This is a genomic window from Haladaptatus sp. AB618, from assembly GCF_024136965.1.
Taxonomy (GTDB): Archaea; Halobacteriota; Halobacteria; order Halobacteriales; family Haladaptataceae; genus Haladaptatus.
Map to the genome: position 1 here is coordinate 64,865 of NZ_JAMYJX010000009.1, position 12,943 is coordinate 77,807.

Consider the following 12,943-nt stretch of genomic DNA (forward strand, 5'->3'; position numbering starts at 1 on the left):
AGATGCCCGACGCCGACACCGACGCCGAAGAGCCCGACGATTCCATCACGACCGAGGAAACGAGCGTCGTGGTCGTCGGTGCCGGACCGGGCGGTTGCGTGTTGAGCTATCTGCTCGCCAGAAGCGGCGTCGAGGTGGTTCTGCTGGAACGCCACGCGGACCTCGACCGCGAGTTTCGGGGCTACTTCTTCCAACCGCTCGCGGTGAAGTTGTTCGCGGAGATGGGCGTGTTGGACGACGTGTTGGCGCTCGACCACGACGAGGTGCAACGGCCGGAGATAACCGTCTTCGAGCGGTCATACGAGTTCGTGGACCTCTCGCGTCTGCCGAAACCGTACGACTACGGCCTGCTGATGGAGCAACCGGCGTTGCTTCGCCTGCTCATCGACCGGGCCGACGAGTTCGAGAACTTCGAATTTCGTCACTCGACCGGCGTCACCGACCTCGTTCGTGAGGGCGGGCAGGTCGTCGGCGTGACGGCGACCGACCGCGAGCACGACGAAGACCTGGAATTCCGAAGCCGACTCGTCGTCGGCGCGGACGGTCGGTTCTCGACGGTCCGGAAGGCGGCCGGACTCGACCCCGGCCTGTTCGACTCGTCCATCGAGTTGCTGTGGTTCAAGCTTCCGGCGGATGCCGTGGACACCGCCGCACAGGGGCGAATCGACCGAAACGGGATCCTGCTCTACTTCGGACTGGGGTCCGAGGACGCACAGGCCGGGTGGTTCATCGAGAAAGGGACGTACCCGGACATCAGAAAGCGCGGCATCGATGCCTTTCGGCGAAAGATCGCGACGGTGGACCCGACCATCGCCCGATATTTGGAGGGTTTCGACCAATGCTCTCTCCTTCACATCGAACCCGGCCTCACCGAGAAATGGGTGGATGACGGTCTCCTCCTGCTCGGCGACGCGGCGCACGTCGCGTCGCCGGTCGGCGGACAGGGGAATGGACTCGCGATTCAGGACGCCGCCGTCGCTCATTCGACGCTCGTCCACGCGCTCGAAGCGGACGACGCGCCGATACCGGCCGAGCGACTTCGTCGGTTCGAGTCGATTCGACGGCCCGCGATCGAGGAGGTGATCTCCCTCCAGCGGCGCGGCGAGCGGGCCATCTCGTGGTACGTCCGGCACGCCGATTCCGTTCCGCCGTGGTTGGAGAAACCGCTCGCGCGGGCGGCGTTTTCGGTCGCGCCGCAAACGCCGCTCGTCCGGAAGGCGTGGAAGACGTTCGCGCTCGGCCCGAAACCCGTCGCCGTCGATACGACGCTGTTCCAGTCGTAGGAGTTGCACGGACGCCGAATTTTCTCCGGACTCTCGTCCTCCAAAATATTCCCGTTAAATTACGTTATTCGAGAGAATTTTATATTTCCTCAACGAGTAAATTTATTGTTTCACGAATGATGTTGCTATGTACTCCGTGTGTCATGATTTCCCATGACAATCGCGGTGAAGGCATCAATGAGTGAGAAAATCGAGGAACGACGGATGGAACAGACATCGAAGATAGGCACGTCACGGCGTGAGTTTTTACAAGCGACCGGAGTCGCGACGTTCGCCGCTGCGACGGCGTCGAACGGCGCGATCGGGATCGCGGCGGCGGATTCGACGCTCGCCCCGGAGACGGCGTCCGGCCCCGGACGAGTCGGGAACCTGGCCGACTACATCGCGGACCCCGGACTGTTCGAACAAGGGACCGAACCGACACACGCCACCGCGGCGGTGCCGTTCGGGTCGGTCCGTGCGGCGATGGACGCCGACGAACCGTTCACGAAACTCGAAGAGCGGTTCGCCGAATCCGAGTACGTCGAACTACTGGACGGAAAGTGGGATTTCAGGTTTTACACGCATCCGGCAAGTAGGCCGGAGAGCTACGACGGCGTGACGGACTGGGAGAAGGTCGACGTACCGGGTAACTGGCAGACGCAGGGGTACGACCAACTCATCTACCTGAACAACTCCATCACGTGGGAGGGCTACGACCCCGCACTCGACGGCAACCTCGATCCGCGATACGATATCGAGATTCCCGATACCAATCCGACCGGAACGTATCGACGGTCGGTTTCCGTGCCGTCGAACTGGGACGGACGCGAGGTGTTCCTGCACTTCGCGGCGGTGAAACAGGCGTACTTCGTCTGGGTGGACGACCAGTACGTCGGCTTCCACGAGGGGTCGATGACGCCGGGCGAGTTCGATATCACCGAGTACGTTTCGGCGGGAAGCGACCACACCGTCACCGTCCAAGCGTACCGGTTCTCGGACGGGGAGGCGATGGAGACCAATGACATGTTCCGATTCTCCGGCATCCATCGGAGCGTCTACCTCTTTGCCACCCCGAAAGTGCACCTCCGGGACTTCTACGTCCGCTCCGGACTCGACGACGACTACGAGGACGGACAGCTCCGGATCGACGCCGAGATCGCGAACTACGACGAGGACCCGGCGGGACGATACGCCGTCAGGGCGCACCTCTTCGACCCCGACGGGCGGCGTGTCAGATCGCTATGGGACGGCGTTCGCGTCGATTCGGACGGCGGGACGGTAACGCTCGAAACGGACGTCAGAAAACCCGAGCAGTGGTCCGCCGAACACCCGAACCTCTACACGGTCGGTCTCGAACTCGTTCGCCACGGCCGGACGACCGAGGCGATGACCGACAAGATCGGATTCAGAACGTACGAAACCACGCGCGGAAAGCCCGGCGCGCAGGTGCTCGTCAACGGCAGGCCGGTCAACATTCGAGGCGTCAACCGGCCCGAGGGCGACCCGAAAACCGGACGTGCGGTGCGACTGGAGACGCTGAAGACAGACCTGACGTTGATGAAGCGGAACAACATCGACGCCATCAGGAACTCCCACTACCCGAACGACCCGACGTTCTACCGACTCGCCGACGAGTACGGTATCTACGTCGCCGACGAGGTGGACGTCGAAACGCACTGGTGGCAGGGCTTGGCGGCGAACACCGAGGCCTACCACGACGCGATGGTCGAGCGCTTCCGACGGATGGTGCTCCGGGACCGCAACCACGCGTCTATCTTCGCGTGGTCCACCGGAAACGAGGCCGGAACGGGGAACGAACACCTCAACATGGCCGCGCTCGCCATGGATTCCAAGGAGTACCTCCCCGAGGACACCAGCGACGTCGCTGGCGTCAGCGCCGTCGAATCCTACGACGGCCCGGTGTACGGACTCGCGCCCGACCGTCTCATGTACCACCAACCGAACGGCGGCGGGTGGAACGTCGAGTACAGCGACATGCTCGGTCCGCGCTACCCGGACGTGGACAGTCTGCTCTCCGTCGCGGATGGCTCCAGCATCGGCGACGGCAAACGTCCCGTCGTGATGGGCGAGTACAACCACGCGATGGGCAACAGTTTGGGCCTCGTCCACGCGATGTGGTCCGAACACATCCAACCGCCGGTCAGAACGGCCAGCGACGAAACCGGCAACGACAACGACGGCGTGCTGGTCGGCACGCCCACGATAGGATTCGGGGAGGACGGCGGCGCGATTACGCTGGACGACGACGACTCCATCGAAGTCGAAACGTCCCCGGCGCTCGACTTCGAGGACGGATTCACGCTCGCGCTGACACTGAGCGGGGTCGATTCCCGAACCGAACGGACGCTCGTCTCGAAGGACGACGAGTACGCGCTCACCCTCGACCGCGGGCGGAAACTCACCTTCAGTGTTCACGGCGAGGGGCGGGACTCCGTCACTGCCCGCCTTCCCAGGGACGCGAGCGATGGCTGGCACACCCTCGTCGCAACCGGCGACTCCGACGAGTTGGCCCTCTACCTCGACGGTGAGCGCCTGGCAGCCACCGACCACGACGGCGGGCGACTGCCGGGAGGCGACGGGGCGCTCGTCATCGGAAGCGAAAGCGACGGAAACCACCACGGCGGCCACCATCACCGTGGGCATCATCACGATGGCCGTCATCACCACGGCGGCGGTCATCACGGCGACCACGACGGACACCATCGTGGCAATCGTGACGAATGGGGTCGTGACCACGACGACCACGACCACCGCGGGAACCACGGTCACGGCCACGGCGGAACGATAACGCTCGATTCGGTTCGCGTCTTCGACCGTCCGCTGTCGGCCGACGAGGTATCGGGCGACACCACGGACCCCGTTCTGGGCTACACGTTCGCCGCACTCCTCAGGGACGAGAGCCTCCAAGGAGGGTTCGTCTGGGCGTGGGAGGACCAGGCCGTCACGCGCACGAAAACGGTCGACGGCGAGGAGGTCGAATACACGTTCTACGACGACAACCCGTTCTGTCTCGACGGCCTCGTCTGGGCCGACCGGAGCGTCCAACCCGACGTGCCGCAGTTGAAACACAGCCACCAACCCGTCAAAGTCGCGCCGACCGCCGAACTGACCGACGGGGAGGTGTACGTCACCAACCACTTCGCGTTCACCGACATGCGCGCGGTGCGCGGGAAGTGGCAACTCGTGGAGGACGACAGGGTTCTCGATTCGGGCCGTCTGGACCTCGATTTGGACCCCGGCGAAACACGACGGGTTCGGATCCCGTTCGAGGAACCGCGCCATCTCGATGCTGGCGCGGCGTACCGACTCAACGTCTCGTTCTCTCTCCGCGAACCGACCGCCTACGCCGACGCGGGCCACGACGTGGCCCGCGACCAACTCGAAATCCCGTTCGACGTTCCGGACACGCCGACGGTCGCCGAGGGCGACCTTCCGGCGCTCGACGTCTCGACGGCGGACGACGCCGTTACCGTCTCCGGTGACGGGTTCGAGTACGCGCTGGACACGGACGCCGGAACCTTCTCGGCGATGAACTACGGCGGGACGGACGTCGTGGACCGCGGCCCGCAGTTCAACGCGTGGCGCGCCCCGATCATGAACGAGGTTCAGGGCTGGGGAAGCGAGCAGGCGTCAAGCTGGTACGCGGCGGGATTGGATCATCTCACGCAGCTCGTGGACGACGTGTCCGTCGAGCGGGTTTCCGATCCACACGTCCGAATCGACGTGGACGGCTTCGTCCAAGGCGCGCCGCCGACGACGGTCCGGAAGACGCCCGATGCGAGCGCGACCGGAAGCGACGGCACGCTCGTGGGCGATCCGGAAATCGTCTCCGGAAGGAGCGGGTCGGCGGTGCAACTCGACAGCGACGACTACGTCGATGCTGGTTCACCCGAAGCGCTCGACTTCACGAGTCCGGGCTTCACCGTCAGCATCACGTTCGACGGAGTCGAGACCGGTGGTGACCACCCGCTCGTCGCCAAGGGTGACCACCAGTACGCGCTCAAGGTGAACGACGACCAGTTCTCGTTTTTCATCTACGACGAGACGTGGGTCGCCGTCAACGACACGATTCCGAGCGACCTGAGCGATGGCTGGCACACGCTCACCGGGGTTTGCGATACGGACGAACTCCGTCTGTATCTTGACGGCGAACTCTTTGCCTCCCGAACGCACGATGCCTCGTCGGTCAATGGAACCGACGAACCGCTCCAAGTCGCGCACAACTCGGAGCACGGCGAGCGCGCCACGGCCACGACGGTCGATTCGGTGCGTGTGTACGACCGCGCGCTGTCGGCCGACGAGGTCGCATCACAACCCGACTCGCCGTCGGACGACGCCGTACTGTGGTACGGCTTCGACGAGTTCTACGACTCCCAGTCCAGCCCCAGGGGTCACGGATTCGAGACGACCTACAGCTACCACGTGTTCGGAAGCGGCGACGTGGTGATGAACGTCGCGGCCACGCCGAACGACCAACTGAAAGCGACCGTCACGGACTACCTGCCGAAGATGGGCGTCCAACTACGGACGCCGACGTCGCTCGACACGTTCGAGTGGTACGGCCGAGGTTCCGTCGAGACGTATCCCGACCGCCGCTGGGGTGCCGACATCGGGCGGTACTCCGGAACGGTCGAGGAGCAGTACGTCCCGTACGTTCCGCCGACGGACAACGGCAACAAGGCCGAAACGCGCTGGGCCGCGCTCGCGAACGACGACGGCGCGGGCCTGCTCGGCGTCGCGACCGATGGATCGATGAACGTGAGCACGAACCGGTTCTCGAACTTGGCCGAGGCGGGCCACCAGTACGAACTCGAAGAAGCCGACAGCGTGGCGTTCAATCTGGACGACGCGGTGACGGGCGTCGGCGGGACGCCCGTCGAACCGTACGACGAGTATCAGGTTCAGGCGACATCGACGCAGTTCAGCGTCCTGTTGCGGCCGTTCACCGCCGACGATGGCGACCTGATGACGCTCGCGAACCGCTCGTTGCCGGTCGACGAATGAGGCTCACCTGGCAAAATCGGAAAACGAGTCGCTGCGGACGGTAATCGGCGGTTGCGGACGGTAATCGGCGGTTGCGGACGATGATCGGTGGTCGTGTTGGTTGTGGCCAGCGCGACCGCTCGTCGTCGTGGTTTCGGTCGACAAAAATCGAGAATTGCCGTTTCGGCTTTCGTCGTTCGTTGTGTCGGTCCGCGTGTTTTCGCGACTTCAGTCCGCGTGTTGCGGGGTAGAATATCCGGCGTGCGTTTCTGGCTCGGAATCGGAGAGCGGATTCGGCGACCGAAGGAACGCGATGAGACTCCACATGATTCCCGTGAGAAGCGACCCGCCAGCGGAGAGTTGCATACCGAGCGTGAGGAACGCAGTCCCGTAGATGATACCGATAATGGCCGATGGAAGGGACGTTCCGAGCGGTACGTTCGCCATGGAATCGCGGAGGGTCGGCACGAGGACGAGAAGCGAAAAGACGCTCCCGCACAGGAAAACGATGTCTTGCCACATTATCGTTCGACCTCCTCTGTGCTCGTTTTGTTGCTCGTTTCGTTCATCAACGCACCGTAGCGGACTGACGTTGATAAGGTTTACTCATTAGCGAGTAAAAATTTCGACAGAGATTACCACGGTAAAGCGTCTCTTAGAATCGTGTTGTCGCTGACCATGTCCTAACTTCACAGACATTGGACGTTGTACTTCGAAAAAATCTACTCCTCCGGCCGGTTTTCAGGACGCGCTAGTCGGAAATCGAAATCATTCCTTTCACGGTTCCTAACGCCTTCGCTCGCTCGAACGCCTCGCCGACATCCGACAGTTCCATCTCGAAATCCACGATACCTTCGACGTCGACCGCGCCGTCCGCCAGCAACTGAATGGCCGCAGGGTACGTGTTCCGGTAGCGGAACGACCCGCGAACGTCGAGTTCGTTGTCGATGATGTCGCCCGTGGCGAGCGGGATTTCGTCGTCCTGTGAAAGGCCGATGAGGACGATGGTCCCACCCCGCCGCACCGCATCGATGGTGGTTCGAATCGCCGGGGTTGCGCCGGAGGCTTCGATGACCACGTCCACGCCCTCGCCGTCCGTGAGTCGGGAGACCGCTTCGCCGAGGTCCTCCTCGCTCACGTCGATGGTCGCATCCGCGCCCCGCGACTCGGCCAGCGCGAGTTTTTCGGGGACGACGTCCGAGATGAACACCTCGGTCGCCCCGGCCGCGTTCGCGGCTTCCATCGCCAATAGACCGATGGGTCCACACCCGGTAACGAGCACGGAGTCGCCGACGTCGACGTTTCCGCGTCGAGCAGCATGAATCCCGACGCTGAGCGGTTCACAGAGTGCACCCTCTCGGGTCGAAACGTCGTCCGGAAGCCGATAGGTGAAGTCGGCGGGCCACGCGACGAACTCCGCGAACGCGCCGTCGTCGGGCGGGGTCGCCATGAACGTCACGTCGGGACAGAGGTTGTACTCGCCGCGCTTGCAGTGGGCACAGCGCCGACAGGGGACGCCGGGTTCGAGCGTCACCCTGTCGCCGACGCCGAAATCACCCTCGGCATTCTCACCGACGGCGACGACTTCGCCCGCGCTCTCGTGCCCGAGGACGAGCGGCGATTCGACCACGTAGTCGCCGATTCGGCCGTGTTCGTAGTAGTGAACGTCGGACCCGCAGATGCCGACCTCGCCTATCTTCACGACCACCTCGTCGGGACTTGGGTTCGGTCTCTCTCGCTCTTCGACGACGAACGAACCGGGTTCGTCGAGGACTGCGACGTGCATACCCCCGCTTCGTGCCGAATCGCCGTCAACGTTGGTGCCCGTCGTCATCGGCAAGAGTTATCACCGAGTAATATGACCTAGTAATCGATGCCGAAAACACAACTCCAACGCGCTCGCGCCGGGGAGATAACCGCGGCGATGGAGCGGGTCGCGGAGCGGGAGAACAGGGACGCCGAGTTCGTCCGCGAACAGGTCGCGGACGGGCAGGCGGTCATTCCGGCCAATCACGACCACGACGCGCTCGACCCGATGATAATCGGCCGCGAGTTCGCGACGAAGGTCAACGCGAACATCGGCAACAGCGAGACGACGAGCGGTCTCGAAGGCGAACTCCGGAAACTGCACACGGCGGTTCACTACGGGGCGGACACCGTGATGGATCTGAGTACCGGCGGAAACCTCGACGAGATACGGGAGACGAACGTCCGGTACTCCCCGATTCCTGTCGGCACGGTTCCCCTCTACGGAGCCGTCACGCGCGTCGATGACGTTGCGGACCTCACGCACGAACTGCTCCTTGACGTCATCCGGAAACAGGCCGAGCAGGGCGTCGATTACATGACGATTCACGCGGGCATCCTGATGGAACACCTGCCGCTCACGGACGGGCGAAAGACGGGCATCGTCTCCCGAGGCGGCTCGCTTCTCGCACAGTGGATGGAGGAAAACGGGATGCAGAACCCGCTGTACGTAAAATTCGAGGAGATCTGCGAGATATTCGCCGAACACGACGTGACGTTCAGCCTCGGGGACAGTCTCCGTCCGGGGTGTCTGGCCGACGCCTGCGACGACGCGCAGTTCGCCGAGTTGGACACGCTCGGCGAACTGACGGGGGTCGCACAGGACCACGGGGTCCAAGTAATGGTCGAGGGACCGGGCCACGTTCCGATGGACAAGATAGCGATGAACGTCGAACGCCAGCAGGAGGTCTGTGACGGTGCGCCGTTCTACGTCCTCGGGCCGCTCGTCACCGACATCGCGCCCGGCTACGACCACATCACGAGTTCCATCGGCGCGACCGAAGCGGCCCGCGCCGGTGCGGCCATGCTCTGTTACGTGACTCCGAAAGAACACCTCGGGCTTCCGGACGAAGAGGACGTTCGGGACGGACTCGCGGCCTACCGTATCGCTGCTCACGCCGGGGACGTGGCGAACGGGTTGCCCGGCGCGCGGGACTGGGACGACGCCCTCTCGGAGGCCCGCTACGAGTTCGACTGGCGACGCCAGTTCGACCTCGCGCTCGATTCCGAACGCGCGATGTCGTATCACGACCAGACGCTCCCCGGGGACAACTACAAGGACGCTCGCTTCTGCTCGATGTGTGGCGTGGAGTTCTGTTCGATGCGAATCGACCAGGACGCCCGCGAAGCCGACGGCGAGATGACGGCGTTGAACACGAAAACCGATCTCGACGGCTCCCCCGCAGCGGCGGTCAACCTCCCGCCGACCGGTTCACACGATACGACTGCCGTTCCGGAGTTGCCGGACTTCGCGAGCGAATCTGACGGGGGGCGACCGGACGAAGCGCGTTCCGACGACTGAACGTCGTCGTTACCGCGTCGGAAGCGTATCCCGGCGCTCCACGTCCGACCCTCGATGCTCGGGCGTTCCGACCGGACTCACGGCGCGGAAGACGGTTTCCGGGTCGCCCGTCTTTCGCCAGTGCCAGCGAGTCTTGGCGAGCAACACGAGTTTTCTGGTGGTCCCGAACGACGGTTCCCGGGAGAGAACGTCGTAGCCCTGCGCTCGAATCACGCGATGGTACTCGGCGTACAGCACGGCCGCGAGCAACACGGCGAACTGGCAATCCTCGGGGAGATACTGGATGCCAGCGACGCCCTCCCGATACAGCGCCTCCGCGCGGCGGAGTTCGTCGTGCATGACGGCCGCGAACCCGTCGGTGAATTCGAGTCGTCCGATCTGCTCGTCCGTGACGCCGTGGCGTTCCCGCGTCGTCCGTGGCAGGTAAATCCGGTTCCGGTCTTCGACGTCCTCGCGCACGTCCCGCAGGAAGTTCGTGAGTTGGAACGCCTCGCCGAGCGCGGTGGCGTGCGGTCGCGCCCGGTCGGGGTTAGCCGGGTTCATCACCGAGGTCATCATCTGGCCGACGGCGGCGGCCGACCCGCGCATGTACTCCTCCAACTCCTCGTAGTTCTCGTAGCGCGATTTCTCGATGTCGGCGGCCATCGCGTCGATGAAGACGGCCACTTCCTCGTCCGCGATTCCGTGCGACTCGCGGAGGTCGTTGAACGCCTCCAGCACGGGGTCGTCGGGCGGTTTCGACCCGAGCGCTTGGTTTCGAAGCGACTCCAGTCGCTTCGCCTGTTCTTCAGGTGGAACGTCGGCAGCGTCGTCCACCACTTCGTCACAGATCCGGAAGAAGCCATACAACACGTAGGTCGGATGGCGCACTCGCTCGGGCAGTAACCGAGTCGCGAGGTGAAACGTCTTCCCGGTTTGCTGCTGTATCGCCTTCCCGGCTTCTACGTGTGTGTCTTTCATGGCGTATGTGCCCCGAGAATAGTAGTTGGTACGTCGTTATTTTGAAAAAAGACGATCCCAAACCAGTTAGGTTACTGTCCTCATTTGCCGATTTGGGGCGTTTGAAGGATTGAAATACGATCCAAAATATCATCAATAAAGTTAATTGCCAAGCAACTGCTACGGACTCGGTAATGAATCGGCGTGAGTTTCTGGCAACGAGTGCCGTTCCGGTCGCGGGATTGAGCGGCTGTCTCGGCCGAACCGTGTTTGGTTCGGATTCGGACTCGAATCCGAAATCCGAGGAGGGGTTCGATACGGTGGAACGATATGGTGCTCACGTACCGCTCGCACCGATATCGGTCGTTCACGAGTGGTACGAAAAAGGCAGTGCCGAGTTCGCCGACGCCCGTGGAAAAACGCAGTACGACACGTCCCACATCGAGGGTGCGGTGCTCAGTCCTGCGCCGGACGGATTCGAGAAGGACGACCCGGTCTCTCGGTGGGGGAAAAAAGACCGAATCGTCTGTTACTGTGGCTGTCCCCACCACCTCTCGTCGATGCGTGCAGGAAAGCTGATGAACGACGGATATGAAAACGTCTACGTCATCGACGAGGGATTCTGGGTGTGGCACGACAAGGGCTATCCCATCGAGGGGGCAGATACGTCAAACTCGCCCAAATCCTACGAAATCGATGGCGTCGCTGATTCAGTCTCCGCCGGAAAAACGGCGTGGGCGCGCCATCCAAAGACGGGCCAACGGGAAGCAACGGGAATCCGAGGGGACAGCACGTATTCGCTCGACCTCAAATTCTACGACGTGACACCGCAGTCGATGATTACGGTTCAGACGCCGGACTACACCGTGAAGGGGACTATCGGGGACCTCTCCTCCGGAACCATCACCGGAACGTAGATTTCAACCACCAATCTATTTCAAAGGCGTTTCTCAACCTTTATAGTACCCGTGGTGTGTTGGCGACACTCGATGATTCGGTGCAGTCAAGCGGACTGCGGTTGGGTGGCCATCGCGCCATCCGAGCGAGCCGCGTTGAATCAGTACGAATCGCATCTCCTCGAAACGCACGTCGAGACGGTCGAAGCGGAGATTCCGGACGGATACGTGCAGGTACGAACCGAGGACGGCGAGTGGAAGACGATGCGGGCGGAAGACGCGCGTGAGTTTCACGACTAAGCCGGGACTTCTCTGTCGGTCGGATCCTCCAACTCCCCGAGGACCTCCTCGAACGCGTCCGTCGCCGTCACCAACCCGATGACGTCGCTTCCGTCCAACACCAACGCGAGTTCCTGATGTTGCGCCTGAAACAGGTCGATGGCGTCGGCGACGCTCGTGTCGCCAGCGACCGTCATGGGGTCGTGTGCGATGTCGGTTAGGGAGACCTCCCCGTCCCTGAGTTCGTCGTACTGACCGATGATGCTAGGTGCGTAGATGATGCCCCGGAACTCGTCCAGCGACCCGTCGATGAGGGGGAATCGAACGACTGGGGTCTCTTGCATCCGTCGGATGTTCTCCTCGATCGGCTCCGTGGTCGAGAGGGCCACGATGTCCTCGCGTGGGATCATGATGTTCCGGACCGGAACGCGTTCGATCTGGAGCGCGGCCAAGATTTCTTGCTCCCGTTCCTCCGGGAGGTCCTCCACTGCGGCGAGAACGTCCCCCATCCGCCGATGCAGGTCGGCCCTGCTCGCGATTTCCTGCTCGCCGTCCTCGCCCTCTTCGCCCTCGGTCCAGGAGCGTTCGATGTCGATACCGAACAGCGAGAGCAGTCCCTTCGCGGTTTTGTCGGCGAGGATGATGACGGGGTACATCAGTTTCGTCCACCAGTACAGCACTCCTGACCCGTATCGCGCCGCGAACTTCGTTCGCTCGATGCCGAAGTAGGTCGGCGCTTGTTCGCCGATGATGATGTGCATGAGGTTGATGACGGCGAGCGCGAGGACCGCCGAAAAGGCCTCGGTGGACCCGCTACCGATCCCGACGGCTTCGATGATCGGATGAAACGCCGCGACGACCGCCGGTTCGGCGACCACGCCCAGTCCGACGCTGGCGATAGTGATTCCGACCTGGCACCCAGAGAGGTAGATTTCGAGGCGGTCGGTCATCTCCCACGCGCGTTGGAGTCCCTTCGACTCGTCGAACTCGGCCTTGTCGAACTGCCGAACCCGCGTCATGGCGAACTCCGTGACGACGAAGAAGCCGTTCATCAGTAGGAGGAATATTCCACCGAGTATCCCGAGGACGGTGAGCAGATCTATCATTAGGTGACTCTCCATCGAGCACGGTGGTAACGTTGGTGGCAAACCGTCCGACCATTGGTGGCAAACCGTTCGACGACTGTGATGTCTGCCCCTTTATCTCGCCAACAACTCGCGTTTCGAGAAAGT

At 62.8% G+C, this 12,943-nt stretch carries 9 protein-coding genes; 5 read left to right on the plus strand and 4 right to left on the minus strand.

Translation table 11 applies throughout. The annotated features are described in order from the left end of the window. Positions 1 to 2: 2 nt before the first annotated feature. Positions 3 to 1,283: an FAD-dependent monooxygenase gene (locus NKF26_RS20885; RefSeq protein ID WP_253234840.1), complete on the plus strand. Its 1,281-nt coding sequence runs from the start codon at positions 3 to 5 to the stop codon at positions 1,281 to 1,283. A gap of 177 nt (positions 1,284 to 1,460) precedes the next feature. Then, positions 1,461 to 6,290: a glycoside hydrolase family 2 TIM barrel-domain containing protein gene (locus NKF26_RS20890; protein ID WP_253234841.1), complete on the plus strand. Its 4,830-nt coding sequence runs from the start codon at positions 1,461 to 1,463 to the stop codon at positions 6,288 to 6,290. Positions 6,291 to 6,497: 207 nt separating this feature from the next. Here the strand turns inward: NKF26_RS20890 and NKF26_RS20895 are convergent, their stop codons facing one another. Further along, the gene (locus NKF26_RS20895) at positions 6,498 to 6,791 is read right to left on the minus strand and encodes a hypothetical protein (protein WP_066138334.1); all 294 of its coding nucleotides are present in this window, start codon (positions 6,789 to 6,791) and stop codon (positions 6,498 to 6,500) included. A gap of 229 nt (positions 6,792 to 7,020) precedes the next feature. Next, on the minus strand, positions 7,021 to 8,055 hold the full coding sequence (locus NKF26_RS20900) for an NAD(P)-dependent alcohol dehydrogenase (RefSeq protein WP_253228644.1): 1,035 nt from the start codon (positions 8,053 to 8,055) through the stop codon (positions 7,021 to 7,023). Between the two features lie 87 nt (positions 8,056 to 8,142). Between NKF26_RS20900 and thiC the strand changes: the two genes are divergently transcribed. Further along, positions 8,143 to 9,597, plus strand: a complete 1,455-nt coding sequence (gene thiC / locus NKF26_RS20905; protein WP_253228643.1) for a phosphomethylpyrimidine synthase ThiC — start codon at positions 8,143 to 8,145, stop codon at positions 9,595 to 9,597. A gap of 9 nt (positions 9,598 to 9,606) precedes the next feature. On the opposite strand, the gene NKF26_RS20910 is transcribed toward thiC, so the two are convergent. After that, complete coding sequence (locus NKF26_RS20910) at positions 9,607 to 10,557, minus strand: phytoene/squalene synthase family protein (protein ID WP_253228642.1); 951 nt, start codon at positions 10,555 to 10,557, stop codon at positions 9,607 to 9,609. Between the two features lie 173 nt (positions 10,558 to 10,730). On the opposite strand from NKF26_RS20910, the gene NKF26_RS20915 reads away from it, so the two are divergent. Beyond that, the gene (locus NKF26_RS20915) at positions 10,731 to 11,453 is read left to right on the plus strand and encodes a rhodanese-like domain-containing protein (protein WP_253228641.1); all 723 of its coding nucleotides are present in this window, start codon (positions 10,731 to 10,733) and stop codon (positions 11,451 to 11,453) included. A 72-nt stretch (positions 11,454 to 11,525) separates the two neighbouring features. Then, positions 11,526 to 11,732 carry a hypothetical protein gene (locus NKF26_RS20920; protein WP_253228640.1) on the plus strand — a complete coding sequence of 69 codons (207 nt, stop codon included), beginning with the start codon at positions 11,526 to 11,528 and terminating at the stop codon, positions 11,730 to 11,732. On the opposite strand, the gene NKF26_RS20925 is transcribed toward NKF26_RS20920, so the two are convergent. Continuing rightward, entirely contained in the window at positions 11,729 to 12,817 is a 1,089-nt protein-coding gene (locus tag NKF26_RS20925; protein ID WP_253228639.1) for a CNNM domain-containing protein, read from the minus strand. The genes NKF26_RS20920 and NKF26_RS20925 overlap by 4 nt on opposite strands. Between the last annotated feature and the right edge of the window lie 126 nt (positions 12,818 to 12,943).

Coding starts and splice junctions, on each gene's coding strand:
- thiC (WP_253228643.1), top strand. CDS start 8,143: ATGCCGAAAACACAACTCCAACGCGCTCGCGCCGGGGAGATAACCGCG.
- NKF26_RS20910 (WP_253228642.1), bottom strand. CDS start 10,557: ATGAAAGACACACACGTAGAAGCCGGGAAGGCGATACAGCAGCAAACC.
- NKF26_RS20915 (WP_253228641.1), top strand. CDS start 10,731: ATGAATCGGCGTGAGTTTCTGGCAACGAGTGCCGTTCCGGTCGCGGGA.
- NKF26_RS20920 (WP_253228640.1), top strand. CDS start 11,526: ATGATTCGGTGCAGTCAAGCGGACTGCGGTTGGGTGGCCATCGCGCCA.
- NKF26_RS20890 (WP_253234841.1), top strand. CDS start 1,461: ATGAGTGAGAAAATCGAGGAACGACGGATGGAACAGACATCGAAGATA.
- NKF26_RS20895 (WP_066138334.1), bottom strand. CDS start 6,791: ATGTGGCAAGACATCGTTTTCCTGTGCGGGAGCGTCTTTTCGCTTCTC.
- NKF26_RS20925 (WP_253228639.1), bottom strand. CDS start 12,817: ATGATAGATCTGCTCACCGTCCTCGGGATACTCGGTGGAATATTCCTC.
- NKF26_RS20885 (WP_253234840.1), top strand. CDS start 3: ATGCCCGACGCCGACACCGACGCCGAAGAGCCCGACGATTCCATCACG.
- NKF26_RS20900 (WP_253228644.1), bottom strand. CDS start 8,055: ATGCACGTCGCAGTCCTCGACGAACCCGGTTCGTTCGTCGTCGAAGAG.